Source organism: Variovorax sp. CCNWLW235 (assembly GCF_037204085.1).
Classification (GTDB): domain Bacteria; phylum Pseudomonadota; class Gammaproteobacteria; order Burkholderiales; family Burkholderiaceae_C; genus Variovorax.
This window is the reverse complement of record NZ_JBBCBW010000032.1, coordinates 1-24,702: the sequence shown is the minus strand read 5'-3', so window position 1 is coordinate 24,702 and position 24,702 is coordinate 1. Positions and strand designations below refer to the sequence as shown.

The following is a 24,702-nucleotide window of genomic DNA, read 5'->3' as shown; positions in this document are numbered from 1 at the left end:
ACGACTGCTCTGTGCAACGCACCCGCTGGCGGGGTGCCTTGCGCAGCGAAATAAAGGAGGAGGCCGCAGGCCGGGGGACATTCGCGGAGAAAGGTACCCCCTCGGCGGGGGCGCCGCCCTGAACTAGCCCCTCGGACTCAAACCCCGACCCTAGTTCTGCTTCCAAGGCAACCCGCGCTTGCGCCAGCCCCCAAGTACGCCGCGGTGCCCGTTGTCGTCCGGATTGCCTTCGAAGCCCTCGAGGATGTTGTACGCCTCCAGGCCCAGTTCGGTGGCGCGCCTGGCGGCGGCAATGGAGCGCACGCCGCTGCGGCACAGCAGCACCAGCTTTTTGTTGCCGTCTTCGCCCGCGGCCCGGATGCCGCCGTCGAAGGCCGGGTTGAGCGTCATGCCCGGCCACTGCTTCCAGGCGAGCGGCACGGCGCCGGGTACGTAGCCGACCCATTCACGCTCGGCGTCGCTGCGCACGTCTACCAATACGGCCTCGCCGCTTGCCATCCACTGTGCGGCCTGCTCGGGCGTCACGTCGCCGGCATAGCCCTTTTCCCCAACGGGTTCAGTCATGTCTTTGAGTCCTTTCGATGGACGGGGCTACCTACGCAGTGGGCCGCGTCTTTACGCTACCCCTGCGGCCCCGCCGGATGATGGAATTTTTCACCAGTTCGTGAAAACCCTGTTTGTCGCATATTCCAGCGCGCCAAAGATGCGGATGGGCCTGCCGAACATAGCGCCAAGAAGGCGGGCAGGGTTTCTTCAGTCAGAACTTGTATGGAGAGAGACAACATGACAGAGAGCAAATCACCCCGCCGCCGCAGCCTGCTCAAGGGCGCCGCCGTGGCTGCGGGCGCCATGTCGGCGCCGATGGTCAGCATGGCGCAGACCACGTCGCTGCGCTTCCAGAGCACGTGGCCGGCCAAGGACATCTTCCATGAATACGCGCAAGACTTTGCCAAGAAGGTCAATGACATGGCGGGCAACCGCCTGAAGATCGAAGTGCTGCCGGCCGGCTCCGTCGTGCCCGCATTCCAGCTGCTCGACGCCGTTGCCAAGGGCACGCTCGACGGCGGCCATGGCGTGGTGGCCTACTGGTACGGCAAGAACTCGGCGCTCGCGCTCTGGGGGTCGGGCCCCGGCTACGGCATGGACGCCAACATGGTGCTGGCCTGGCACAACTACGGCGGCGGCAAGGCGCTGATCGAGGAAATCTACAAGAGCCTGAACCTGGACGTGGTGTCGTATCTCTACGGTCCCATGCCCACGCAGCCGCTGGGCTGGTTCAAGAAGCCGGTGGCACGCGTCGAAGACATGAAGGGCCTGAAGTTCCGCACCGTGGGGCTGGCAGTCGACGTGTTCACCGACATGGGCACGGCCGTGAACCCGCTGCCGGGCGGAGAGATCGTGCCGGCGCTGGACCGCGGGCTGATCGATGCGGCCGAGTTCAACAACGCATCGAGCGACCGCGTGCTGGGCTTCCCGGACGTGGCCAAGAACTGCATGCTGCAGAGCTTTCACCAGTCGGGCGAGCAGTTCGAGATTCTCTTCAACAAGGGCAAGCTCGCGGCGCTGCCGGCCGAGCTCAAGTCGATCATCGACTATGCGGTGCAGGCCTCCAGCGCCGACATGAGCTGGAAGGCCATCCAGCGCAATTCGCAGGACTACATCGAGCTGAAGAAGGCCGGCATCAAGTTCTACAAGACGCCCGATGCCATCTTGCGCGCGCAGCTGGCCTCATGGGACAAGACCGTGGCCAAGAAGGCCGCCGAGAACCCGATGTTCCAGAAGGTGCTCGACTCGCAGAAGGCCTTTGCCGAACGCGCCGGCCAGTGGCAGAACGACTACACGGTCGATTTCAAGATGGCCTACAACCACTACTTCGGCGCGAAGGCCAAGAAGTCCTGACGCCGATCCGGTGATGCGAGGGCACCCGGCGCGGTGCCCTCTTTTCGTGCCCGCCCATGCTGCGCCGGCCGCAGCGAGGAGTTCTTTTCGATGCAATCTTTCCTGTTGGCCGTCGATCGTTTCTCGACTTGGATCGGCAAGACCTTCGCATGGTGCGCGCTGCTGCTCACGCTGCTGATCAGCTGGGAGGTGTTTTCGCGCTATGTGCTGAACCACCCGCATGCCTGGGTGCTCGACGCGCAGATCATGCTGTACGGCGCCATGTTCATGACGGCCGGCGCGTACACGCTCTCCAAGAACGGCCATGTGCGCGGCGACGTGCTCTACGGCTTCTTCCGGCCGCGTACGCAGGCGCTGGTCGACCTGGTGCTCTACATCATCTTCTTCCTGCCCGGCATCGTCGCGCTCACCTGGGCCGGCTGGGTCTATGCGGGCGAATCGTTCGCCATCCGCGAGCAGACCTTTTCGGCCGAGCCGCTGCCGCTGTACCCCTTCAAGTACATCATTCCGCTCGCCGGCTTCACGCTGCTGCTGCAGGGCGTGGTCGAGATCATCCGCTGCGTGCAATGCATCCGCGACGGCGCGTGGCCTTCGCGCGAGCAGGACGTGGAAGAGGTCGACGTCGAGAAGCTCAAGGAAATGGTCAACGTCAAGGACGAAGACATTGCCGCACTCGACCGCGTGGTGGTTTCCAAGGAGGCCGCACGATGATCCGCCGCGAACTCTGGTTCGGCCTCTCGTTCATGGCGCTGATCGTGATCGGCGCGGGCGCGGTGCTCGTGAGCGCCGACACCATCACCAACGGCCACCTGGGCCTTTTGATGCTCTCGCTGGTGGTGGTGGCCATCATGCTGGGCTTTCCCACCGCGTTCACGCTGATGGGCATGGGCATGCTCTTCACCTGGCTGGCGTACGACCGCGACTGGCATCGCACGCTCGATTTGATGGTGCAAGCCGCCTACAAGACCATGGCCAACGACGTGCTCATTGCGGTGCCGCTGTTCGTCTTCATGGGCTACCTGGTGGAGCGCGCCAACCTCATCGAGTCGCTCTTCAAGAGCCTGCACCTGGCGCTCGCGCGACTGCCGGGCGCACTGGCCGTGGCCACGCTGGTCACCTGCACCATCTTTGCCACCGCAACCGGCATCGTGGGCGCGGTGGTCACGCTGATGGGCCTGCTGGCGCTGCCGGCCATGCTGCGCGCTGGCTACAGCGTGCCGCTGGCCGCGGGTGCCATCACCGCGGGCGGGTGCCTGGGCATCCTGATTCCGCCTTCGGTGCTGCTGATCGTCTATGGCGCCACGGCGGGCGTCTCGGTGGTGCAGCTGTATGCGGGCGCCTTCTTTCCCGGATTGATGCTCGCGTCGCTCTATGTGCTGTACGTGATCATCATTGCGCGGCTCAAGCCGCAATGGGCGCCGCCGCTGTCGCAGGCGGAACGGGCCGTGCCGCTCACCCCGCTCTCGCAGCGGCTGGCGGACAGCCCCGCCGCACATGCGGTGGTCGGCTTGCTGAAAGGCCGGCGCAATGCGGACGTGCCTTTCTCGCACGTGCTGCGGCAGCTGGGTATCGTTGCCATGCCCGGCGTGATCTTTCTGCTGCTCGCCGGCTTCAGCTACAAGGCCGTGACCACCATCGAGGCGCAGGCGCGCTACGAGATCGAGGAGATCGGCGCCACGCGCAGCGGCAACCCGGCGCAAGGCGAAAGCACAGGCGGGTTGCAGGAGCCGCCTTCCACCGGAGGCCTGCAGGAACCACCGGCCGAGGGCGGACTGCAGGAGCCGCCGTCGGAGGACACGCCCTCTTCCGGCCCGCTCGCGGAACCGCCGGGCGCATCCGCCGAATCTGCCGCGCCGGCCCAGGCGGCGCCGGCGCAACCGCCCGCCGCCGACGCGCCCGCGGCAGAAGGCGCATCGGTGCGCCCCGCGCCCACCTGGTGGTGGGTCACCTTCGCCATCTTCGGCGCGATGGTCACGCTGTTCTACCTGTTCCTGAGCTTCGCGCGGCTCGAGATCTTCAAGATGCTGCTGGCCTCGTTCTTCCCGCTGGTGCTGCTGATCCTGTCGGTGCTCGGCTCGATCGTGCTGGGCCTGGCAACGCCCACCGAGGCGGCGGCCATGGGTGCGCTCGGCGGCATGCTGCTGGCGGCGGCCTACCGGCGGCTCAACCTGTCGGTGCTGAAGGAATCGGTGTTCCTCACGGCCAAGACCTCGGCCATGGTGTGCTGGCTCTTCGTGGGATCGGCCATTTTCTCTGCCGCGTTCGCGCTGCTCGGCGGGCAGGCGCTGGTGGAAGAGTGGGTGCTGGGCATGAACCTCACGAAGGTGCAGTTCCTTGTGCTGAGCCAGGTGATCATCTTCCTGCTGGGCTGGCCGCTGGAGTGGACCGAGATCATCGTGATCTTCATGCCCATCTTCATTCCGCTGCTCGACAACTTCGGCGTCGATCCGCTGTTCTTCGGCCTGCTGGTTGCCATGAACCTGCAGACGGCATTCCTGAGCCCACCGGTGGCCATGGCGGCGTTCTACCTGAAGGGCGTGAGCCCGCCGCACGTGACGCTGAACCAGATCTTCCTGGGCATGCTGCCCTTCATGGGCATCCAGGTGCTGGCCATCGTGCTGCTGTACATCTGGCCGCAGATCGGGCTCTGGCTGCCGCAGCTGCTGTACAAGTAAGCGGACGGCGCGGGCCGCTGCTCAACGGCGGCGCTCGAGCACTTCGAACAGGCCCATGCCCAACAGCATGGCGCCCACGAAGACCAGCGCCTTGACCTCGCCCGAGCCGAGCGAAACCAGCGCAGGCCCGGGGCAGAAGCCCGCAATGCCCCAGCCGATGCCGAACAGCAGGCTGCCGCCGACCAGGCGGCGGTCGATGTGGCGCACGCCGGCCAGCGTGATCGGCCCACCGAACAACGACGCCTTGCGACGGCCTGCCAGCAGGAAGCCGACGGTGCTCACCGCCACCGCGCCGGCCATCACGAAGGCAAGCGACGGGTCCCAGGCCCCGCCCAGGTCGAGAAAGCCCAGCACCTTGGCCGGATTGGCCATGCCGGAGACGATGAGGCCGAGCCCGAAGACAAGGCCGGCGAGCAAAGAAGCAAGGGCGGTCCACATGCCAGCCTCCCGGTTCACAGATTAAGCAGGTGGCGCATCACGAACACCGTGGCGACCCCCGCGGCGATGAAGGCCACCGTGGCGGCCAACGAGCGCGGCGAGCGGCGCGCGAGCCCGCACACGCCGTGGCCGCTGGTGCAGCCCGCGCCATAGCGCGTGCCCACGCCCACCAGCACGCCGGCCAGTGCGAGCGTGCCGTAGCCTGCGTCGATCTGCGCCGCGGGCAGCGCGGTGAGCAGCCCATACACGAGCGGCGCGCCGACCAGCCCGAGCACGAAGGCCGCACGCCAGACCACGTCGCCCTTCATGGGGCGCAGCAAGCCCCCCAGCACACCGCTGACGCCGGCGATGCGCCCGTTGAGCAGCACCAACATCGTGGCGGAAAGTCCGATGAGCACGCCGCCGGCCAGCGCGGCGCAGGGCGTGAAGTGAGGCTCGTCGATGGTGAACATCTTCAGTTCTCCTTCGGGCAGTAGAGGCGGTACAGCACCGCAAGGATCTCGAGCAGCGCAGGGTCGGCCACGCTGTAGTGGATGTTCTTGCCTTCGCGGCGTGTATTCACCACGCCCTCGGTGCGCAGCACCGACAGTTGCTGCGACAAGGTGGGCTGGCGGATCCCCAGTGCGCTTTCGAGGTCGCTCACGCACATCTCGCCCTGCGAGAGTTGGCACAGCAGCAGCAGCCGGTCTTCGTTGGCCAGCAACTTGAGCACGGCAACCGCTTGGCCGGCCGCGCCCCGCAACTGCGTGGGATCGATGACGAGAGTGGAAGCTTTCATGGAGACAATTTCAGTTCGATAATTTATATTATATCAATTCATATAATATATATCGCTTGAGCGAGCTTTCGCCCCTGCTCTCGAAAGGAATGCCCATGACAACGCCCCGCGCCATCACCCAGGCGTTCTTCGACCCTGCGACGGGCACGGTGTCGTACGTGGTCTGGGACCCCGCCACCAAGCGCGCCGCCGTCATCGACCCGGTGCTCGACTACGACTTCCGCTCCGGCCACACCGACACCGTCTCGGCCGACCGCCTGCTGGCGTACGTGCGCACGCAAGCCTTGCAGGTCGACTGGATTCTGGAGACCCATGCGCACGCCGACCACCTCTCGGGCGCGCGCCATGTGCAGTCGCAGGCCGGCGGGCGCATCGCCATCGGCGAGCACATTCGCACCGTGCAGGCGACCTTCCGCAGCCTCTACAACCTGGAGCGCGACTTCCTGCCCGACGGCAGCCAGTTCGACCACCTTTTCAAGGATGGCGAGCGCTTTCGCATCGGCGAGATCGAGGCGCAGGCCCTGCGCGTGCCCGGCCACACGCCGGCCGACATGGCGTACCTCGTGCAGGATGCGGTCTTCGTCGGCGACACGTTGTTCATGCCCGACCTGGGCAGCGCGCGCGCCGACTTTCCGGGTGGCGACGCGCGCCAGCTCTACCGCTCGATGCGCCGGCTGCTCGCGCTGCCGCCAGAGACCACCGTGTACGTCTGCCACGACTACCCACCCGCCACGCGCGAGCCCCGCTGGCAGAGCACGGTGGCTCAGCAGCGCACCCACAACATCCACGTGCGCGACGGCATCGGCGAAGACGAGTTCGTGCGCATGCGCTCTGCGCGCGATGCCACGCTCGAAGTACCCACGCTGATCCTGCCGTCGATGCAGGTCAACGTGCGCGGCGGCCGGCTGCCGCCGCCCGACGACAACGGCGTGGCTTACCTGCGCATTCCACTCAACACGCTGGCGGGCCACCGCCCGCGCGCCACGCCGGGCTGACAACGTTGCCGGCAGCCAGCTCAGCGCCGCCGCTCCACATAGGGCCGCGCCTGCAGCAGCACGATCTTGTCGCCCACCGTCGCCCACTCGATGTCCTGATCGACCCCGTTGAAGGTGCGCTTCACCGCCGCGCCCACGTTCGCGAGCCGCACCACCAGTTCGTCGGTCAGCACGTGGCGGCCCACTTCCACGGGCACTTCCTTCACGCCGCCGTCCTTGTCCAGCTGCAGCGCAGTCTCTTCGGCGGAGCGGCTGAGCACCTGGATGGCCTTGGACCAGCTCGAATACATGACCTGCTCCGCCACGCGCTTGCCTTCGACCACGCGGATACCGATGCCGCGCTTGGCCGAGATGTAGGTGATGTGCGGATGCCCGGCGTCGAACGGGTCGCGCGTGATCATCACGCCGGCGTTGGTCGAATCGATGGCGGTCTGCACGAACACCCCCATCACCACCGACTCGGCGCCAAAGCCGGCGGCGCTGCGCGCCTCCCACGCCTCGGGGTTGAACACCGAGGCCCACACCTTCTTCACCGCGAGCTCGAGCGCATCGCCTGTCTTGACGTTGGGCACCGTGCTGTAGAGCCCCGCGCCGCTGAAGCCGGGCAGGTCTTCCGAATTGGACGAACTGCGCACGAACACGCCGCCGCCCCCAAGCTGCGACTGCCAGGCGGCACGCCACGCCGCCGCGGTGGCCGCATCGACCGGCCACTGCACGATCTCATCGCGTAACTGTGCCAGCGCCTTCTGCCGGACCTGCGGGTCGCTCGCGAAGCCGGGTTGCTGCTGCATGCGCACGATGCGACCGGCCAGGTCATTGGCGCGCATGAAGCGGTCGTAGTGCGCAAACGGAATGCAAAAGCCGTCGGGCACCGTGGTCTGCGGAATGCGCGCGGCCAGCACGGCGCCGAGATTCGCCGCCTTGGAGCCGCACTGCGCGCTGTTGCGCGCGCGAAGATTCGCAAGCGGCAGCAGGCGGGCTTCGCGCAGGTCGGGCCTGGCGGATTTCGAGCCGCCGGGCACCGCTCCGATGGCCGCGGTGCGCACATTGCGCGGCGGCAGCGCCGCAATCTCTTCGGGCGTGAGGCGCCGCAGCTGGTAGCCCGAGGCCGCGACCTTCAGTGCCACCCATTGGCCTTCATGCTCGCGCAGCACAGCCGCGGCGTCGCGCACATAGGCGTTGGGAATGCCCCAGCCCTTGGCCAGCAGGTTGACGTGCGAAAGCGCGGTCGAGGGCCGCTCGGTCAGCACGCCGGCCACGGGCGGCAGGCTGATCGGCACCTGGCGCAGCACGGCAATGTCGTCGGGCAGCAGCGCATTCAGCACATTCGCGCCCGAAGCCTCGTCGACGATGCGCACCCGGCCGGTGGCCGTGCCGAGGTTCATCGGCATGTAGGGCTGCTCGCGGATCAGCGCTTCCTGGCTGACGAAGTCGATGCCCGTTTCCTTTGCGACACGCTCGTGCAGCGTCGAATTGGTCTTGAACTTGACCGGTGCGAAGAAGCTGGCCTTCACCTGCGCATCGGCCTGGCGCAGCAGCGCGGGGGTGAGCTGGTCGCCCTCCCAGAATTCGTAGGTGAAGGTGCCGATGTTCTGCTGCCAGCTCAGCGTGCCGAACAGGAAGCGGCGGTCCGGCACAAGATAGTTGCGGTCGATCTCGCGCTTGCCCGCGCCGGGCGCAAGGCCGGTGTCGCGCACGAAGCGAACATGCAGCTGGAAGCGCGGCGTGTCGATGTAATAGGTGCGCACCGGTTTGGCCCGGCGGTCGACGGCGAAAAGCACGTGGGCCAGCTGCATCGGCGTGCCGGCGTCGTAGACGCGCGCCAGGGCGTCGAAATCGCCCCGGCTGCGAAGCATGGGCAGCGACGCGGGCGCTGCGGGGCGGGCGGCCGCGGGACCCGCGCTACTGTTCTGCTGCTGGTAGTAAGACGGCTTGCGTGCCAGCTGGGCGTCGGCACCCGGCGCCGCAATGAAGATCGCCGCACCGAGGGCGAGCGCCGCCATTCCGCAGGATTTGCTATGGTTCCGGTAGCGCACTTTGCCCGATGCACCTGGGTTGTTGTCGTTTTTCATGCTGAGTCCCTCATTACAAGCGGTTGCCGAATGTGCGTGCGCTTCACCAAGCAGGGGACATGCGCTGACAGCGGCAGCGGATTCTCGCGCGTTACATGTGCATCGCTTTCATCCGGTCCCGCGAACCAGAGACAAACCCATGAACCGCCCCGCCTTTTCCCTTCTTCACCGGCCGCTGCACCGATGGCTGCTCGGCCTGGCGCTGCTGTGTCTTGGCGCGGCGGCCGGCGCGCAGCAAGACCCACCCGGCCGTGTGGCGCGACTGAACCTGCAGCAAGGCACCGTGAGCTTTGCGCCGGCCGGCGAAGACAGCTGGTACGACGCGCAGCCCAACCGCCCCATCACCAGCGGCGACCGGCTCTGGACCGACCGCAACGCGCGCGCCGAGGTTCACATCGGCTCGGCGGCACTGCGGATGGACGGGCAGACGCATGTCGAATTTTCCGAGCTCGACGACGACACCGTGCGCATCACCGCGAACCAGGGCAACCTGCAATTGCGCGTGCGCGACGATCTTTCGGGCCAGCGCGTCGAGGTCGACACCGGCAACCTCGCGGTGGTGATCGACGCGCCCGGCGAATACCGCATTTCGGCCGACCCGTCCGCCGGCACCACCTGGGTCGCCGTGGCCTCTGGCCGCGCGACGCTCCATGGCGAAAACGGCCAATCGCAAACACTGGGCGCGCGGCAGCAACTCACCGTGTCCGGCCGCGACCTTGCCGCGGTGAACAGCTTCCCGCCGCAGAACGGCGGCTTCGACGCCTGGGTGGCCGAGCGCAACCGCATCGAGGACCAGTCGGTTTCCGCGCGCTACGTGTCGCGCGAGGTGGTGGGCTACCAGCAGCTCGACAACTACGGCGACTGGCAGAACGACCCCTCTTACGGCGCCGTCTGGTTCCCGCGCAACGTGGACGCCGACTGGGCGCCCTACCGCGACGGCCAGTGGGTGAACGTCGCGCCCTGGGGCCTGACCTGGGTCGATGCCGCGCCCTGGGGCTTTGCGCCCTTCCACTACGGCCGTTGGGCCCGCGTGGGTCCGCGCTGGGCCTGGGTGCCGGGGCAGGCCACCGCACGGCCCGTGTATTCGCCCGCGCTGGTCGGCTTTGTGGGCGGCGGCAGCGGCGGCGTGAACGCCACCTTGCAGATCGGCGACGGCCGCAGCGGCGTGGGCTGGTTCCCGCTTGCACCGGGCGAACAATGGCGCCCCGCCTACAGCGCGAGCCCTCGCTACATCGATCGCGTCAACCGCATGGCCGCCTACCGCAACCGGCAGGCCGAGATGCGCAACGACTTCTATGCCAACCAGCGGATGCCGGGCGCCGTGACCGTGGTGCCGGCCGACCGCTTCGGCCGTGGCCCTTTCGGCCGGCGCGACCTGGTGCGCTTGCCCGATGACCGCTTTGCGCGCGTGCCGGTTGCGCCGGCCCCCGGCATTCCGATGCACGGCTTTGGCGGCGGCTTCGGCCGGCCCGCCGCGATGCAGCCGCCGCCGCAGCTGCGAGCCCGGCAGCAGCAAGAGTTCCAGTATGAACAGGCGCGGCAAGTCCAGCAGATGCAGCAGGCACAGAACGTCCAGGCCATGCAGCAGCGCGCGGCGCAACAGCAGGCGGCACAGCAACAACAGCAGCAGCAAATGGAGTGGCAGCGGCAGCAGGGCCAGGGCCAGCGCCAGCAGCAGGAGTGGCAGCAGCGCGCCAACCAGAACCAGTGGCAGCAACAGCAGCATCAACAACAGCTCCAACTCCAGCAGCAACAGGCACAGCGGCAACAGCAGGAACTGCAGCAGCGCGCCGCCCAGGCACAAGCCCAGCAGATGCAGGTGCAGCAACAGCAGCAACGCGCCGCGCAGCAGGCGCTGGCCCAGCAGCAGATGATTCGCCAGCAGCAGGAGATGCAACAGCGCGCCGTGCAGATGCAGCAACAGGCCCTGGCGCAGCAACAGGCGCAACAGAACGCGATGCGTCAGGCCCAGGAGGCACAGGTGCGCGCGATGCAGCAGCAACGCGGCTTTGCGCCGCCGCCCCAGCAAGCGCAGCCCCAACCTCCGCCCGGGCAGCGCGGCGGAAGCGACGAACGGCGCCGGTTGAGGGGCTCCCCGGATACGCAGCAGCCTTGAACGCCGGGCGCGCGACGGCGCATCGCCCCGCGCAAGACCCGCGAAAACCGGTACTCCCCGCCGGCGGCTACAGTCGCCGGCAAGGAGCACCCTTCACATGCGCACATTCGACTTCGACCTTTTCGTCATCGGCGGCGGTAGCGGCGGCGTACGGGCAGCGCGCATGGCGGCGCAGCACGGCGCGCGCGTAGGCCTGGCCGAAGCGGCGGACCTTGGCGGCACCTGCGTCAACGTGGGCTGCATTCCGAAAAAGCTCTACAGCTACGCCGCCGGCTATGCCGAATCGTTCGAGGAAGCCGCGGGCTACGGATGGAAGCTGCCCGAGGTACCGCAGTTCGACTGGGGCCAGCTCAAGGCCCAGCGCGCCAAGGAGATCGAGCGGCTCAACGGCGTGTATGCCTCGCTGCTGAAAAACTCGGGCGTCAGGCTGATCACGGGCTGGGCCCAGTTGGTCGACGGCCACACGGTGGAAATCGACGGCCAGCGCCACACCGCGCGCCATCTGCTCGTTGCCACCGGCGGCACGCCTTTCGTGCCGGAGATTCCGGGGCGAGAGCACGTCGCCACCTCGGACGCGATGTTCGATCTCGACCCGTTTCCCAAGCGCCTGCTGGTGGTGGGCGGCGGCTACATCGCCTGCGAGTTCGCATCCATCTTCAACGGCCTGGGCGCCAAGGTGACGCAGCTGCATCGCCGCGCACACCTGCTCACCGGCTTCGACGACGACGTGCGGCAGTTCGTCGCACATGAAATGGGCAAGGCCGGCATCGACGTGCGGCTCAACGTAGAGGCGGCGTCGATTGCGCGTGGCCAGGGTGGGCTGGTCGTCACCCTGGCGCGCGGCCAGCAGGTCGAGGCCGACACGGTGCTCTTTGCCACCGGCCGGGTGCCCAACACCCAGGGGCTCGGCCTGGAGGCGGCGGGCGTTGCGCTCGACAAGCGCGGCGCGATCGCGGTCGATGCGAACTACCGCAGCTCGGTACCGTCGATCTACGCGGTGGGCGACGTTTCCACCCGCGTGCACCTCACGCCGGTCGCGCTGGCCGAGGCCATGGTGGTGGTCGATTCTTTGTTCGGCCAGGGCAAGCGCAAGCTCGACTACGAATACATTCCGACCGCGGTTTTCACGCACCCGAACATCGGCACCTGCGGCTACACCGAGATCGACGCCCGCGCCAGGTTCGGCGAGGTGACGGTGTTCTCGAGCGAGTTCAAGTCGCTGCGCCACACGCTTTCGGGCCGCAGCGAGCGCACCTTCATGAAGCTGGTGGTGCACAAGGCGACCGACCGCGTGGTCGGCCTGCACATGGTGGGCGCCGATGCGGGCGAAATTGTGCAGGGCTTTGCGGTGGCCATGCGCGCGGGCGCCACCAAGGCGCTTTTCGACAGCACCGTCGGCATCCATCCCACGGCGGCCGAAGAGTTCGTGACGATGCGCGAACCGATGCCGGGCTAGACCCCTGGCTTCTGCTGCTGCTTGCCTTCGAGAAGCTTCACCAGCACCAGCAGTACGCGATTCGCCGGCGTGGGCACGCCGAGCGCCTCGCCGCGCCGCACCACAAGGCCGTTGAGGTGGTCGATTTCGCTCGGCTTGCCGCGCGCAAGGTCCTGGGCGGTCGATGAATATTGCGAGGGCATCGACTGCACGATGCCGCGCACGGCGGCACCGGTGTCTCCGGGTATGACGATGCCTTCGGCCTTGGCAACGGCAAGGCATTCATCGACCACGTCGCGAATGACATCGTCAACGCCCTGGCCTTTTGCGAGTTCGCCGTACGGCAGCTGGGTGATGGCCGAGAGCGCGTTGTACGCACAGTTCAACACCAGCTTGGCCCAGAGCGCGCCGCGCACGTTGCCGGAAATCTGCGTCGGCACACCCGCGGCTGCAAGATGCTGCGCCACCTGTTCGCTGGCACGCGACGGCGCAATCACCAGCTCGCCGCGGCCGTGGTGCTTCACATGGCCCGGCCCCGCCATCTCGGTGGCCACGTAGACCACGGCGGCTGCCACCTCGTGGCGCGGCAGCACCGAGCGCACGCGCTCGTCGTTGTCGACGCCGTTCTGCAGCGTGAGCACCAGCGCATCGGCCGCAAGATGCGGCTCGATCTGCGCCGCGGCCAGCTCGGTGTCGGTGGACTTCACGCAGAACAGCACCAGGCCGGCGCCCTGCACCGCGCTGGCTTCGGTGCTTGCATCGAGCCTTACGTTCTCATCGAAAGCCCTGGTGTCCAGCCGCAGCCCGTTGGCGCGCACGGCCTCCACATGCGACGGGCGCCCGATCAGCACCACTTCGTGGCCCGCGCGCGCCAGCATCGCGCCGTAGTAGCAGCCGACCGCGCCGGCGCCCATCACTGCGACCTTCATTGCTTCACCTTTCGGGATGTTCGTTCGAGGAGATCGCCCGAGGTTAGTCGGTTCGCGTCCGGGCACAATGCGCGACCCGCAGTTGTCCCACTCTCTTCGTCTCCAAGGTTCCTGTCATGAGCGTTTCCGCCCTTCGCCTGCGCGAAAACCTGTCGGTCGCATTCCAGCGCGGCAAGGCGAGCGGGCCGCGAACCGAGCAGCTCGGCGCGCCGGCCATCGACGGCGACAACCCGCCGGCTGTCTACGACTACCTGGGCGACATGCAGCTGCGCTTCATGTTCACCGCGTCCGACGGCACCAATGCCGTCGCCAAGCAGGCCGACCTGGAACGCCTGGGCCTGACGCCCCAGCTTGCGATGACGCAGGTCACCGTAAACACGCGCCGGGCGCGCGGCGCGCCCAAGCACGGGTTGTTCGGCTTGGGCGTTTATCAGTTCACCGGCCGGGGCGATGCCGACACCGACGCCAGCTACCTGCTGGACCGGGGCTTCTGGCGCACCCAGTTGCAGGCTTTTCCCAGGGGCGTGGTCGCAGCCATCCCGCGGCGTGGCAGCCTGTTCTTCGCGGATGCCGGCGACAGCGCCGCGACAGAAGAACTCGCGCGCATGGCCTCTCGCCTGCACGACGCGGCGGGCGAGCACCGGGTGTCGAGCTTTCTGTATATCTTCGGCGCGGGCGGCTGGGAAGTCTTGGGCGCCCTGCCCGCAGCCGCGCCGGCGACCGCGCCCACTGCCACGGCCGGCAGCCCGTACAGGCCGCCCGACAGATCGTCCAACCGCCAGCCTTCCCTCGAAGCCGACAACAACCTCTACGACGAACAGGAAGAGTCTCTCGCGCTCGTCGCCGGCGGCCAGAAGATGCTCATCTACTGCCTGATCGCGAATTTCGTGCTTTCGGCCGCCGCGCGCGGGGGATCGATTCCGCCGTTGATCGGCTCGGCGCTGTACATCGCGGTGGCGGCGGTGAGCCTGTTCGGCATCCTGCGCATCTGCTCGGGGCTGGGCCAGGGCCCCTCGGGGAAGATCATGTTCATGGTGTTGGCCTTCGTTCCGCTGGTGAACCTGATCGCCCTGCTCTACCTGAGCGCCAGGACCAACCGGTTGCTCCGCGATGCCGGCTGGCGCGTGGGCCTGCTTGGCGCCAAGGCATCGTGAAGAAAACCGGAGACCGACGATGAACGGCAGCAGCATGTTCGCAATTCCTCCCGGCCAGCAGGCGAGCCTGTGGCTGAGCTACGCCGTCGTGCTGATGCTGTTGCCCGTGTGCGCAGTGATTGCCGGCGTTGTGGTGGGCGTCTCCAACCGCAATCAGGCGCCCGAGGACGGCAGCCTGGTGCGGCAATTTCTTTTGTTCCTCGCCATCTTCGCGGCGGCGACCTGGGGCATCACCCGGCTGCCATCGGTGCAGTCACGCATCAACCCCGAGATCAAACTCCAGGAACAGCTGCACGCAAACGTCGCATACGAAGCGATCGAAAAATACTCACCGAGCGATACGGTCAAGGTGCAGGCGGCGCTGGCCAAGGAAGTCGCAAGCGGAGCGAGCGTCGCGGACGCCTTCGTGCGCATCCGCCCCTTGTTCGCGGGGCTGGTTCGCGAGCGGTTGGGCTTTGCCGACCAAGCCACGGCCCTGATGTGGGCTCACCTCATGGGCGACGTGCTGCAGCAGATGAAGATGGCCGACGCGCAGAAGTGCGTTCGCACGCTGCACCCGATTGCGGGCGCGCCGCACCCGCTTTCGGAACCGGTGCTGAGCGAGGCGAGCAACGCCGCCTTCATGAAGGCCGTGGCGGACATCTATGCCTCCGCATCGGCAGGCATGCGCAACGACGGTACCCGCAAAGACCCGCGCATCGAACTGCAAGCCCTCCAGACCGAATACCGGCTGGTGATGGAGCAGATGAAAGGTGAGTTCGGCGACGATGCCGCCCGCACCAAGGACATCCAGTGGCGGGAAGCGCATCCGGCCACGTATTGCGACATGGTGCTGCGCAAGATGCAGCTGATATTGCAGCGCGAGCCGGCCATGGCGGGCTCGTTGCTGCGCGAATACCTGCGAGGCGACATCAACTGATGCGGCGGCACAGGCATTGCACAATGCCGTCATGCCCCACATGCCCACTTTCGTCGCTCCCGCCCGCTTCAACGACGCCACCGCGGCGCTGGACCAGGTCAAGTCCATCTACCAGGGCGGCCTTGCGCACCTGAGGGAATCGATGCTGCGCTTTGTCGCCGGCGAGGCATTGCCCGGCCGCGTGCGCGCCTGCTACCCCTTTGTGCGGGTGCACACGCACACGGTGTCGCGCCACACGCCGCCGGCCAATGCCGGCCTGAGCTACGGCTTTGTCGCGGGGCCGGGCCGCTACGAGACCACGCTGACGCGGCCCGACCTTTTTTCGCGCTACTACCTCGACCAGTTCCGGCTGCTGCTCGAAAACCACCAGGTCGAGATCGAAGTCGGCACCAGCACGCAGCCGATCCCGATCCATTTCTCTTTTGCCGAGAACGACCACATCGAAGGCACGATGAGCGACGAGCGGCGCGCCCTGATGCGCGACGTGTTCGATCTGCCCGACTTGGGCGTGATGGACGACGGCATTGCCAACGGCACCTACGAAGCGCAGGCCGGCGAGGCGCAGCCGCTGTCGCTCTTCACGGCGGCGCGGGTGGACTACTCGCTGCACCGCCTGCGGCACTACACCGGCACGGCGCCCGAGTGGTTCCAGAATTTCGTGCTGTTCACCAACTACCAGTTCTACATCGACGAGTTCGTGCGGCTGGGCCATGAAGCCATGGCCGACGAGAAGAGCGAGTACATCGCTTTCATCGAGCCCGGCAATGTGATCACGCGCCGCCGCGGCTTGCCCGCGGGTGCGAGCACCAACTTTGGCGCCCTGCTCGACGGCAGCCAGGGCACCGCGCCCCCCCGCCTGCCGCAAATGCCGGCCTACCACCTGGTGCGCGAGGACTGCAGCGGCATCAGCATGGTGAACATCGGCGTGGGGCCGGCCAATGCCAAGACCATTACCGACCATATTGCCGTGCTGCGTCCCCACGCCTGGATGATGTTGGGCCACTGCGCGGGCCTGCGCAATGCGCAGCAGCTCGGCGACTACGTGCTGGCCCACGCCTACGTGCGCGAGGACCACGTGCTCGACGAAGAGCTGCCGCTGTGGGTGCCGATTCCGGCGCTGTCCGAAATCCAGCTCGCGCTGGAAAAAGCGGTGGCCGACGTCACGCGCTATACCGGTCCCGACCTGAAGAAGATCATGCGCACCGGCACGGTGGCGAGCACCGACAACCGCAACTGGGAGCTGCTGCCGGGCAATCAGCCGCAGCGCCGCTTCAGCCAGAGCCGTGCGGTGGCGCTGGACATGGAAAGCGCCACCATCGCCGCCAACGGCTTCCGTTTTCGGGTGCCCTACGGCACTTTGTTGTGCGTGAGCGACAAACCGCTGCACGGCGAGATCAAGCTGCCGGGCATGGCCAACCACTTCTACCGCGAGCGGGTGGAGCAGCACCTTCGCATTGGCATGCGGGCCATCGACATCCTTCGCGAACAGGGGTCGACCCGGCTGCACAGCCGCAAGCTCCGAAGCTTCGCCGAGGTCGCTTTTCAGTAATATTTAACACTCATTAGGGTTTTTACCTACTTCGACAGGTAGGTGACAGACTCATTTCGCGGACATCATTGGTTACTTCTGCCAACAAATGGAAACGAAATGCCTAGTTCGTCGCCCGCGAGCCTTTCTCGCCGCAACTTCAATGCATGGATGGCGAGCGCAGCCGCGGTCGCGGGTGCCGGCCACGCCGCGCTGTGGTCCCGCCCGGCGGGCGCCGCCGAGCCGCAGCTCATTTCCAAGCTGCGCATCGTCATTCCGGCCAACGAAGGCGGCGGCTGGGACCAGACCGGCCGCGCGCTCGGTGCCGCACTGCTCGCCTCGGGCGCGGCGGGCGAAGTGGTTTATGAAAACATCGGCGGCAAGGGCGGCACCATCGGGCTGGCCAAGTACGTCGAGAAATACGATGCCGACCCCGACACCCTGCTGATGAGCGGCATGGTCATGGTCGGCGCGGTGGCGCTGCAAAAGCCGCCCGTCACCATGGCGCAGGTTGCGCCCGTCGCGCGCCTCACCAGCGACTACGAAGTGGTGGCGGTCAAGGCCGATTCGCCCATCAAGACGCCCAAGGACCTGATCGCACAACTGCGCGCCGATGCGGCCAAGACCATCATCGCCGGCGGTTCGGCGGGCGGCGTCGACCACATGTACGCCGGCATGCTGGCGCGCGTGGCCGGCAACACCGCGGGGCTGGTCTACCAGCCGTACCCGGGCGGCGCGCAAGTGGTCGAGGCACTCGTCACCGGCAAGGCGGTGGCGGGCATTTCGGGCTTCAGCGAATTCAGCGAGGGCCTCTCGAGCGGCAAGCTGCGCGCCATCGGCGTGTCGTCGAAGCGGCCCTTCCTCGGCATTCCGTCGGTGCGCGAGCAGGGCGTGGACGCCGACCTGGCCAACTGGCGCGGCGTGCTCACCGGCAAGAAGGTGCCCAACGACCGGAAGGCCGTGCTGCTCGAAGCCGTGCACCGTGCCACCACTGCCGATGTCTGGAACAAGACCATCAAGCGCAACAACTGGGATTCGTATTGGATGGCCGGCAAGGACTTCGAGAGCTTCCTCGAACTGGACCTGGCCATGGCTGGCCCGATGATCTATTTGCTCAAGCTGAAGGCCTGAGGCCACGCTTCAGGCAAAGAGCTCCGGCAGTTCGCGCAGCGCCTTGGGCGTGAGCGCCAGCTCGCGGCTGTCGAGTGCCTGGCGCACCCAGCCACGCCGCAGCGACAGCTGAAGCCACGCCGCGCCAAGCGCACCGCCCAGGTGCGGGCGGCGCTCGCTCCAGTCGAGGCAGGCGCAGGCAAAGCGCCGGCGCAAGCGGCGCACGGCATCGATCTCGACACCCAGGCTCTCCAGCGCCACCGCGCCTTCGGGCGTGAGTTCGTACGAACCGCTCTGCAGCCCGCTGAGCCAGCCCTGCGCATGCAACCGGTCGTGCAATGCAACGCCGGCCGTACCGGCCATGTGGTCGTAGCAGGTGCGCGCGGTGCGCAGCCGGCTCGGCGTGCTTGGCTCGAACGCCGCGGCGCGCGGTGTGCCCGCCACGACCATGAGGCTTTCGAGTGCCGCGGCCACGTTGTCGTCGGCCAGGCGAAAGTAGCGGTGCTTGCCTTGCACCAGCAGTTCGACCAGCCGCTCGTCCTTCAGCCGCGCCAAGTGCGCGCTGGCCGTGGATGCGGCCACTTCGGCGACCGAGGCCAACTCGGTCGCGGTGCGCGCATGGCCGTCCATCAGGCAGCTGAGCATGCGCGCGCGCGCCGGCTCTGCAATGGCGCCGGCCAGGCGGGCGAGTTGGACATCCGCGTTTCCGGACACGGACCCGCGCGGCGATGAAGTAGTGCTCATCCCTTTATCGTAAGACGCCTGTGCAACCGACACTTCGTTCGCGGGCGAAGTGTGCCGTCGACTGCAACTGCACACTGCGCGGCATGAATCCAAGCCTTTCTCTCCCAGCCATGCCCGCCGACCCGGTGGCGGCCGTCACGCATGCCGATCCCTATCCCTTCTACGAAACCCTGCGTGCCGGGCCGCCGCTCGCATGGAACGAAAGCCTCCGCCTATGGGTTGCGAGCCGTGCCGATGTCATCGAGGCGCTGCTGATGGCACCGGGCGCCTTGCGGGTGCGCCCGGTTGCAGAACCTGTGCCACGCGTGATTGCCGGCGGCCTGGCGGGTGAGGTGTTCGGCCACCTGGTGCGGATGAACGACGGTCCGGCGCATGCCGCACACAAGCCGGCATTGCAGCGCGCGCTGGCCGGGCTGGATCTTGGCGCTGCGCATGCCGCGGCGCTGCAGGTCGCTCGGCAAGTGCCGGAGCAATCGCTGTCGGACACCTTGTTTGCCATGCCCATCCAGGCGGTCGCCCACCTGCTCGGCTTTGCGCCCGAGGCGTTGCCGCAGGTCGAGCTGTGGATGCGTGACTTTGTCGCGTGCCTCTCGCCGCTGTCGACCGAGGCGCAATTGCAGCGCGCCAGCAGCGCAGCCGGCGCGCTGATGACGCGCTTCGAGGCCTTGGCCGCGGGCACGCCGCCAAGGCACGGCACGCTGCTTGCGGCCGTGCTTGCGGACAGTGCGGTCGGCGCTCCGCTTTCGCGCGCGTTGCTCGCCAACCTGGTCGGGCTGCTGTCGCAGACCTGCGACGCGACGGCCGGCCTCTTGGGCAACAGCCTTGTCGCCCTGCTGCGAGAGCCCGAGTTGCGCGCTACCGCACGCACACGCGACGGGCTGCACGCCATCGTCGAGGAGACAGCGCGGCACGATCCTTCGGTGCAGAACACACGGCGCTTCGTGGCGCAGCCGGTCACCATCGCGGGCGTGCCGCTGGAACCAGGCGATGCGGTGCTGCTGGTGCTGGCGTCGGCCAATCGCGATCCGGCAGCCAATGCCGAGCCCGACCGCTTCATGCCGGTTCGCGCACAGCGACGCATGTTCGGCTTCGGACACGGGGTGCACGCCTGCCCCGGCCAGGCACTGGCCTGCACGCTCGCGGCCGCCGGGCTCGAGGCGCTGCTTGCGCGCGTGCCCGACCTGGACACGCTGCACGAGCACGGCTGGCACTACAGGCCTTCGGCCAACGCGCGCATTCCGGTCTTCGACTGAACCCAGAGGCCCTTTCGAGCCGCCGGTGACGGATGGCGTCAACCCACCCAGCGGCCTGTGCGGGCCAGGTGCGGCGACAGTTCCGCGCCGCCCCACCGCAGCGGCAGCGCACCCGGACGCCGCAGCACCTGCTCCACACGCAGGCGCAGCAATCGTTCAGCGCCTTCGAATGCCGCCACTTCGGGGCCGTCCCACACGATCTCCGCGGTGGCTGTCAGGTGCAGCAGCTCGCCGTTTTCGAAGTCGATGAACAGCAGCCCCGCGCGCGGATGAACCGACAGGTTGCCCAGCGTATTGAAGAAGCGGTTGCCGGTGAAGTCGGGCATGGTGAGCACGCCGTCTTCACCGACTCGGACGAAGCCCGGCAGCCCGCCGCGATGCGATACGTCGACACCATGCGCCGCCGGATCGGCCTCATCGCCGTCCGCCGCTTGCCGCGGAAACGCCGAGGCGATGAAGAAGGTGTCGGCACGCGCGATGAGTGCGCGCGCGGCATCGTCCAAGCCTTCGAGCCGCTGCGCCGACCCTGCCGCCTGGCCCACTGCGAACAATGGCTCGCGCGCCTGGATGTACTTGGGGCAATTGCCGAAGCTCTGCTGCACCTCCACCATGAAGCCCGCGGCATCGATTGCCTCGACCTCGCCGTTCATGCGATTGCGCCGCCGCGTGTGCGGCTGAATGCCGAGCAGGCCAAGCGATGCCCCTTGCACCAGTTGGGCCGCCAGCGGGTCGTCCGCCGCAGGCAGCGCATCGATGCGCAAGTGCGTCGGATCCGGCGAATGCGCGAAGCCGGGCGGCGCCGCCAGCACGCTGGCCCAGGGCTGCAGCTGCGCGTCCATGCTGCCGACGACGAGGAACGGCAGTTGCGCGAAGAAGTCGCGATGCTGGTCCGGCATGAAGTCGCGTATCACGCGCGAGCCGGCCGCGGCCATGACCTCGCGCGAACCCGCCAGCGTTTGCAGCGCGCGTTCGCCGGCGTGGAACGGCGCGGCGATCATGCGGCCGCCGCAAGCCCGATGGGCGTACGCACCATGGGCACGAAGCCGGGCAGCGCCTCGATGCGTTCGAGCCAGCCGCGCAGCTGCGGATACGGCTCGAGCGACACGCTGCCTTCGGGGGCATGCGCCACATAGGCATAGTTCGAAAGGTCCGCCAGCGTGGCCGACGGGCCTGCGAGAAAAGCCTCGCGCTGCAGGTGCGTTTCCATGACCGACAGCAGCAAGTGCGAGCGCGACACCGTTTCGGCCGGGTCCACGGGCAGGCCGAACAGCGCCATTACGCGAGCCGCGGCCGGCCCATACGCCAGCGGACCGGCGGCCACGGAGAACCAGCGCTGCACGCGCGCAGCGCCGACCGGATCCCGCGGCATCCAGCGCGCCGGATCGGCCGCATATCGCTCGTTCAGGTACACCAGGATCGCATTCGAATCGGCCAGTGTGATCTCGCCGTCTTCGATCACCGGCACCTGGCCGAAGGGATTGCGCGCGAGGAATTCCGGCGTGCGCGTGGCCTTCTGGCGAAGGTCGAGATCGATGACTTCGACAGGGAGATCGAGCATCGAGAGAAAGAGCCGCACGCGGTGCACGTGGCCCGAGATCGGCGTGCCATAGAGCTTGATGGGCTGTGCGGGAAGGCGGGCGGTGGCTGTGCTTGCGTTCATGGAATTTCCTCGGTGGCCGTGGGATGCCTGCATTCTTTTCTAATCCGATAAATGAATGAATAGCCTTTTCAGGATTTCACTGCTGCATTTTTCGGTTTAATAATCGCGCCATGGACCGCTTCAAAGCCATGCAGACCTTTGTGGAGATTGCCGAGCAGGGCAGCCTCACCCGTGCCGCCGACTCGCTGGGCAGCTCGTTGCCCGCCGTGGTGCGCTCGCTGGCCGCACTCGAGGCGCACCTGGGCGTGCGGCTCTTTCATCGCACCACGCGTCGCCTGTCGCTCACCGAAGAGGGCCGCCATTACCTGGCCAGTGCGCGCGATGTGCTGCTTGCAGCCGATGCGGCGGACCTTGCGCTCAAGGCAGAGGCTCACGAGCCCGCAGGCCAGCTCACCATTACCGCCCCCGTGCTCTTCGGCCACATGTACGTGGCGCCCGCCATCACGCGCTTCATGAAGCGCTACGACAAGGTGCACTGCAGCGTGCTGCTGTACGACCGCACGGTGAACCTGCTGGAAGAGAACATCGACATCGGCATTCGCATCAGCCCGCTGGAGGATTCGTCGCTGGTGGCCCAGACGCTCGGCACCATCCGGCGCGTGGTGGCTGCGAGCCCCGGCTTTCTCGCGCAGCACGGCACGCCGCGGCATCCGCGCGACCTTGCCGGCGCTCCGTGCGTCCGCGGCCGCATCGGCGCGTCGCCGCAATGGCAGTTCCATGAAGGCGGCAAGACGCTGAACGTGACGCTGAGCAACCGGCTCGAATTCAACCACCTCGCGCCCGCTGTGGAGGCCTGCGCCGCGGGCATGGGGTTTGGCTCTTTCTTTTCTTACCAGGTGCTGCCGTACGTGGCGCAAGGGCGACTGGCGATGGTGCTCGAAGACTACGAACCGCCGCCGCGGCCGGTGAGCGTGATCTATCCGAGCGCGCGCCTGCTGCCGGCCCGCACGCGGGCTTTCATCGACTGGATGAAGACCGAGTTCAGCGGCTTGCGGATGTAGGGCCCGGCGCCGGCTGCTCCGAACTCGGCGGGGCTGTCCATCGGATGAAGCGATGGCGGCAGGTTTCGCGTGCCTGGGCCAGAATGGCCGGCGTGCAATCTTCCTCTTCCACCCCCCTCTTCCACGCCAGCCATCTCCTCAAGCGCTATGGCAGCACCACGGTCGTCGACGACCTGTCGTTCGAGATCGCGCCCGGCGAATGCCTTGGCGTGATCGGCCCGAACGGCGCGGGCAAGACCACCACCATCCGCATGTGCCTGGGCCTGACAACGCCCGATGGCGGCGAGATCTCGGCCCTGGGCCTGCAGATGCCGCGCGACGCGCTGGCCATCAAGGCGCAGCTTGGCGTGGTCTCGCAGTTCGACACGCTCGACCCCGATTTCAGCTGCGCCGAGAACCTGGTGGTGTACGGCCGCTACTTCGGTTTCAGCAAGGCGCAGGTGCGCGAGCGCGTGCCGCAGCTGCTGGAGTTTGCGGCGCTTTCGCACAAGGCGGACGCAAAGCCCGGCGAGCTTTCTGGCGGCATGCGGCGCCGCCTTTCGCTCGCGCGCGCGCTGGTGAACGACCCGAGGCTGCTGCTGCTCGACGAGCCCACCACCGGGCTCGACCCCCAGGCCCGCCACCTGATGTGGGAGCGGCTGCAGGTGCTGCTGCAGCAGGGCAAGTCGATCCTGCTGACCACACACTTCATGGACGAGGCCGAGCGCTTGTGCTCCCGCCTGCTGGTGCTCGACCATGGCCGCAAGATTGCCGAAGGGCGCCCGCGCGACCTGATTGCCGAGCACCTGGAGCCCGATGTGGTCGAGGTGTATGGCAACGGCGCGCTATCGCTGGCCGAGTCGCCCGAACTCAAGGCGCTGGCAGCGCGTGTGGAGGTGAGCGGCGAAACCGTGTTCTTCTACACGCAGGACGCGCGCCGCCTGCTCGATGCGCTGGCGCAGCATGGCCGGCTGCGCACCTTTCATCGGCCGGCGAACCTCGAAGACCTTTTTCTCAAGCTCACCGGCCGGCAGATTCGCGAGGAGGGCTAACCGATGAACAACACCACGACGACAACAACGACAGCCACTCCCCCAGGCCGTTCCGCATGGCGCGCGCCCGAGCTCTCGCTGCGCTGGTGGCCGGTTTTTTTGCGCAACCTGCTCGTGTGGCGCAAGCTCGCGATACCGAGCCTCATCGGCAACATTGCCGAGCCCTTGATCTGGCTTGTGGCCTTCGGCTATGGCATGGGAGCTCTGGTGGGGCAGGTGTCGGTGGACGGCGTGAAGGTGCCGTACATCCTGTTCCTGGCCAGCGGCTCGATCTGCATGAGCGCAATGAACGCCGCGAGCTTCGAGGCGCTGTACTCCGCCTTTTCTCGCATGCAAGTGCAGAAGACCTGGGACGGCATCATGAACGCGCCTGTCGGGCTCGACGACATCGTGCTGGCCGAGATGCTGTGGGCGGCGTTCAAGTCGATCTTCACGGTGACCGCGATCTTGTTCGTGATGCTCGGGCTGGGCATCAGCCACAGTCCGAAGCTGATCGTTGCGTGGATGGTGCTGGCGGGCGCGGGGATTACCTTCTCGTCCATTGCGCTGATCTTCAATGCGCTGGCGAAGGGGTACGACTTTTTTACTTACTACTTCACGCTGTTCATGACGCCGATGATGTTCTTGAGCGGGGTGTTCTTTCCGTTGGAGCAGTTGCCTTCTGCTGTGAGGGCTGTGGCGGCTTGGCTGCCGTTGACGAATGCTGTGGCTTTGGTTAGGCCTCTTTTTATGGATCAATGGCCTGTTGAGTGGTGGCGGCATGCATTGGTGTTGACTGTTTATGCGGTTGCTGCGTTTTGGGTGGCGTTGGGGCTTACTCGGAAGAGGTTTCGGGCTTAGTTGGTTTTTTGGATTCCGAGGCCGGGATATCCGCCCGGCGGCGGACTTACTTTCTTTTGCTTCGCCAAAAGAAAGTAAGGGCGGTCTCAAATCCCAAGTGCAACGATGGATTGGATGTCGACATT

Annotated in this window: 23 protein-coding genes; 14 read left to right on the top strand and 9 right to left on the bottom strand. The window is 67.0% G+C overall.

Annotated features, from left to right (window positions below; all coding sequences use genetic code 11):
* Positions 1–150 precede the first annotated feature (150 nt).
* Positions 151–564, bottom strand: a complete 414-nt coding sequence (locus tag V9L21_RS24490; protein ID WP_337315389.1) for a rhodanese-like domain-containing protein — start codon at positions 562–564, stop codon at positions 151–153.
* Positions 565–783: 219 nt separating this feature from the next.
* On the opposite strand from V9L21_RS24490, the gene V9L21_RS24485 reads away from it, so the two are divergent.
* The 3 genes from V9L21_RS24485 (at position 784) to V9L21_RS24475 (ending at position 4,574) form a co-directional block, all read left to right on the top strand.
* Complete coding sequence (locus tag V9L21_RS24485) at positions 784–1,899, top strand: TRAP transporter substrate-binding protein (RefSeq protein ID WP_337315388.1); 1,116 nt, start codon at positions 784–786, stop codon at positions 1,897–1,899.
* Between the two features lie 90 nt (positions 1,900–1,989).
* Positions 1,990–2,610: a TRAP transporter small permease subunit gene (locus V9L21_RS24480; protein WP_337315387.1), complete on the top strand. Its 621-nt coding sequence runs from the start codon at positions 1,990–1,992 to the stop codon at positions 2,608–2,610.
* A complete protein-coding gene (locus V9L21_RS24475; protein WP_337315386.1) occupies positions 2,607–4,574 on the top strand; it encodes a TRAP transporter large permease in 1,968 nt (655 codons plus the stop codon). Before V9L21_RS24480 ends, V9L21_RS24475 begins: the two co-directional genes overlap by 4 nt.
* 21 nt (positions 4,575–4,595) lie before the next feature.
* Here V9L21_RS24475 and V9L21_RS24470 read toward each other — a convergent pair whose 3' ends face one another.
* The 3 genes from V9L21_RS24470 to V9L21_RS24460 are packed head-to-tail and all read right to left on the bottom strand — an operon-like array spanning position 4,596 to position 5,790.
* A complete protein-coding gene (locus tag V9L21_RS24470; RefSeq protein WP_337315385.1) occupies positions 4,596–5,012 on the bottom strand; it encodes a DUF6691 family protein in 417 nt (138 codons plus the stop codon).
* Positions 5,013–5,026: 14 nt separating this feature from the next.
* Entirely contained in the window at positions 5,027–5,464 is a 438-nt protein-coding gene (locus V9L21_RS24465; RefSeq protein ID WP_337315384.1) for a YeeE/YedE family protein, read from the bottom strand.
* 2 nt (positions 5,465–5,466) lie between these two features.
* Positions 5,467–5,790, bottom strand: a complete 324-nt coding sequence (locus V9L21_RS24460; RefSeq protein WP_337315383.1) for an ArsR/SmtB family transcription factor — start codon at positions 5,788–5,790, stop codon at positions 5,467–5,469.
* A gap of 95 nt (positions 5,791–5,885) precedes the next feature.
* On the opposite strand from V9L21_RS24460, the gene V9L21_RS24455 reads away from it, so the two are divergent.
* Positions 5,886–6,785, top strand: coding sequence for an MBL fold metallo-hydrolase (locus V9L21_RS24455; RefSeq protein WP_337315382.1), 900 nt, complete (start codon positions 5,886–5,888; stop codon positions 6,783–6,785).
* A gap of 20 nt (positions 6,786–6,805) precedes the next feature.
* Here V9L21_RS24455 and V9L21_RS24450 read toward each other — a convergent pair whose 3' ends face one another.
* Positions 6,806–8,857 (bottom strand): PEP/pyruvate-binding domain-containing protein, encoded by a 2,052-nt coding sequence (locus tag V9L21_RS24450; protein ID WP_337315381.1) that lies wholly within the window; start codon positions 8,855–8,857, stop codon positions 6,806–6,808.
* Between the two features lie 139 nt (positions 8,858–8,996).
* On the opposite strand from V9L21_RS24450, the gene V9L21_RS24445 reads away from it, so the two are divergent.
* Positions 8,997–10,973 carry a DUF6600 domain-containing protein gene (locus V9L21_RS24445; RefSeq protein ID WP_337315380.1) on the top strand — a complete coding sequence of 659 codons (1,977 nt, stop codon included), beginning with the start codon at positions 8,997–8,999 and terminating at the stop codon, positions 10,971–10,973.
* Positions 10,974–11,070: 97 nt separating this feature from the next.
* Positions 11,071–12,429, top strand: coding sequence for a glutathione-disulfide reductase (gorA, locus tag V9L21_RS24440; RefSeq protein WP_337315379.1), 1,359 nt, complete (start codon positions 11,071–11,073; stop codon positions 12,427–12,429).
* On the opposite strand, the gene V9L21_RS24435 is transcribed toward gorA, so the two are convergent.
* Positions 12,426–13,337 (bottom strand): ketopantoate reductase family protein, encoded by a 912-nt coding sequence (locus V9L21_RS24435; protein WP_337315378.1) that lies wholly within the window; start codon positions 13,335–13,337, stop codon positions 12,426–12,428. The genes gorA and V9L21_RS24435 overlap by 4 nt on opposite strands.
* Positions 13,338–13,453: 116 nt before the next feature.
* Between V9L21_RS24435 and V9L21_RS24430 the strand changes: the two genes are divergently transcribed.
* From V9L21_RS24430 to V9L21_RS24415, 4 genes are all read left to right on the top strand, one after another.
* A complete protein-coding gene (locus V9L21_RS24430) occupies positions 13,454–14,491 on the top strand; it encodes a hypothetical protein (protein ID WP_337315377.1) in 1,038 nt (345 codons plus the stop codon).
* Positions 14,492–14,510: 19 nt separating this feature from the next.
* Positions 14,511–15,410 (top strand): hypothetical protein, encoded by a 900-nt coding sequence (locus V9L21_RS24425; RefSeq protein ID WP_337315376.1) that lies wholly within the window; start codon positions 14,511–14,513, stop codon positions 15,408–15,410.
* A 31-nt stretch (positions 15,411–15,441) separates the two neighbouring features.
* Positions 15,442–16,959, top strand: coding sequence for an AMP nucleosidase (locus V9L21_RS24420; RefSeq protein WP_126749886.1), 1,518 nt, complete (start codon positions 15,442–15,444; stop codon positions 16,957–16,959).
* Between the two features lie 99 nt (positions 16,960–17,058).
* The gene (locus tag V9L21_RS24415; protein WP_337315375.1) at positions 17,059–18,069 is read left to right on the top strand and encodes a Bug family tripartite tricarboxylate transporter substrate binding protein; all 1,011 of its coding nucleotides are present in this window, start codon (positions 17,059–17,061) and stop codon (positions 18,067–18,069) included.
* 9 nt (positions 18,070–18,078) lie between these two features.
* Here the strand turns inward: V9L21_RS24415 and V9L21_RS24410 are convergent, their stop codons facing one another.
* Complete coding sequence (locus V9L21_RS24410) at positions 18,079–18,792, bottom strand: ArsR/SmtB family transcription factor (RefSeq protein WP_337315374.1); 714 nt, start codon at positions 18,790–18,792, stop codon at positions 18,079–18,081.
* A gap of 110 nt (positions 18,793–18,902) precedes the next feature.
* Between V9L21_RS24410 and V9L21_RS24405 the strand changes: the two genes are divergently transcribed.
* Positions 18,903–20,045, top strand: a complete 1,143-nt coding sequence (locus V9L21_RS24405; protein ID WP_337315373.1) for a cytochrome P450 — start codon at positions 18,903–18,905, stop codon at positions 20,043–20,045.
* A gap of 38 nt (positions 20,046–20,083) precedes the next feature.
* On the opposite strand, the gene V9L21_RS24400 is transcribed toward V9L21_RS24405, so the two are convergent.
* The gene (locus V9L21_RS24400; protein ID WP_337315372.1) at positions 20,084–21,043 is read right to left on the bottom strand and encodes a pyridoxamine 5'-phosphate oxidase family protein; all 960 of its coding nucleotides are present in this window, start codon (positions 21,041–21,043) and stop codon (positions 20,084–20,086) included.
* On the bottom strand, positions 21,040–21,705 hold the full coding sequence (locus V9L21_RS24395; RefSeq protein WP_337315371.1) for a glutathione S-transferase family protein: 666 nt from the start codon (positions 21,703–21,705) through the stop codon (positions 21,040–21,042). Before V9L21_RS24395 ends, V9L21_RS24400 begins: the two co-directional genes overlap by 4 nt.
* Before the next feature lie 110 nt (positions 21,706–21,815).
* Here V9L21_RS24395 and V9L21_RS24390 point away from each other — a divergent pair, with 110 nt between their 5' ends.
* From V9L21_RS24390 to V9L21_RS24380, 3 genes are all read left to right on the top strand, one after another.
* A complete protein-coding gene (locus V9L21_RS24390) occupies positions 21,816–22,706 on the top strand; it encodes a LysR family transcriptional regulator (protein ID WP_337315370.1) in 891 nt (296 codons plus the stop codon).
* Positions 22,707–22,789: 83 nt separating this feature from the next.
* A complete protein-coding gene (locus V9L21_RS24385) occupies positions 22,790–23,737 on the top strand; it encodes an ATP-binding cassette domain-containing protein (protein WP_337315369.1) in 948 nt (315 codons plus the stop codon).
* 3 nt (positions 23,738–23,740) lie between these two features.
* Positions 23,741–24,577, top strand: a complete 837-nt coding sequence (locus V9L21_RS24380; RefSeq protein WP_337315368.1) for an ABC transporter permease — start codon at positions 23,741–23,743, stop codon at positions 24,575–24,577.
* Positions 24,578–24,702 lie beyond the last annotated feature (125 nt).

Excerpts from the sequence above, each read along its gene's own strand:
- V9L21_RS24490 (WP_337315389.1), bottom strand. The coding sequence starts at position 564 with ATGACTGAACCCGTTGGGGAAAAGGGCTATGCCGGCGACGTGACGCCC.
- V9L21_RS24485 (WP_337315388.1), top strand. The coding sequence starts at position 784 with ATGACAGAGAGCAAATCACCCCGCCGCCGCAGCCTGCTCAAGGGCGCC.
- V9L21_RS24480 (WP_337315387.1), top strand. The coding sequence starts at position 1,990 with ATGCAATCTTTCCTGTTGGCCGTCGATCGTTTCTCGACTTGGATCGGC.
- V9L21_RS24475 (WP_337315386.1), top strand. The coding sequence starts at position 2,607 with ATGATCCGCCGCGAACTCTGGTTCGGCCTCTCGTTCATGGCGCTGATC.
- V9L21_RS24470 (WP_337315385.1), bottom strand. The coding sequence starts at position 5,012 with ATGTGGACCGCCCTTGCTTCTTTGCTCGCCGGCCTTGTCTTCGGGCTC.
- V9L21_RS24465 (WP_337315384.1), bottom strand. The coding sequence starts at position 5,464 with ATGTTCACCATCGACGAGCCTCACTTCACGCCCTGCGCCGCGCTGGCC.
- V9L21_RS24460 (WP_337315383.1), bottom strand. The coding sequence starts at position 5,790 with ATGAAAGCTTCCACTCTCGTCATCGATCCCACGCAGTTGCGGGGCGCG.
- V9L21_RS24455 (WP_337315382.1), top strand. The coding sequence starts at position 5,886 with ATGACAACGCCCCGCGCCATCACCCAGGCGTTCTTCGACCCTGCGACG.
- V9L21_RS24450 (WP_337315381.1), bottom strand. The coding sequence starts at position 8,857 with ATGAAAAACGACAACAACCCAGGTGCATCGGGCAAAGTGCGCTACCGG.
- V9L21_RS24445 (WP_337315380.1), top strand. The coding sequence starts at position 8,997 with ATGAACCGCCCCGCCTTTTCCCTTCTTCACCGGCCGCTGCACCGATGG.
- gorA (WP_337315379.1), top strand. The coding sequence starts at position 11,071 with ATGCGCACATTCGACTTCGACCTTTTCGTCATCGGCGGCGGTAGCGGC.
- V9L21_RS24435 (WP_337315378.1), bottom strand. The coding sequence starts at position 13,337 with ATGAAGGTCGCAGTGATGGGCGCCGGCGCGGTCGGCTGCTACTACGGC.
- V9L21_RS24430 (WP_337315377.1), top strand. The coding sequence starts at position 13,454 with ATGAGCGTTTCCGCCCTTCGCCTGCGCGAAAACCTGTCGGTCGCATTC.
- V9L21_RS24425 (WP_337315376.1), top strand. The coding sequence starts at position 14,511 with ATGAACGGCAGCAGCATGTTCGCAATTCCTCCCGGCCAGCAGGCGAGC.
- V9L21_RS24420 (WP_126749886.1), top strand. The coding sequence starts at position 15,442 with ATGCCCCACATGCCCACTTTCGTCGCTCCCGCCCGCTTCAACGACGCC.
- V9L21_RS24415 (WP_337315375.1), top strand. The coding sequence starts at position 17,059 with ATGCCTAGTTCGTCGCCCGCGAGCCTTTCTCGCCGCAACTTCAATGCA.
- V9L21_RS24410 (WP_337315374.1), bottom strand. The coding sequence starts at position 18,792 with ATGAGCACTACTTCATCGCCGCGCGGGTCCGTGTCCGGAAACGCGGAT.
- V9L21_RS24405 (WP_337315373.1), top strand. The coding sequence starts at position 18,903 with ATGCCCGCCGACCCGGTGGCGGCCGTCACGCATGCCGATCCCTATCCC.
- V9L21_RS24400 (WP_337315372.1), bottom strand. The coding sequence starts at position 21,043 with ATGATCGCCGCGCCGTTCCACGCCGGCGAACGCGCGCTGCAAACGCTG.
- V9L21_RS24395 (WP_337315371.1), bottom strand. The coding sequence starts at position 21,705 with ATGAACGCAAGCACAGCCACCGCCCGCCTTCCCGCACAGCCCATCAAG.
- V9L21_RS24390 (WP_337315370.1), top strand. The coding sequence starts at position 21,816 with ATGGACCGCTTCAAAGCCATGCAGACCTTTGTGGAGATTGCCGAGCAG.
- V9L21_RS24385 (WP_337315369.1), top strand. The coding sequence starts at position 22,790 with ATGGCCGGCGTGCAATCTTCCTCTTCCACCCCCCTCTTCCACGCCAGC.
- V9L21_RS24380 (WP_337315368.1), top strand. The coding sequence starts at position 23,741 with ATGAACAACACCACGACGACAACAACGACAGCCACTCCCCCAGGCCGT.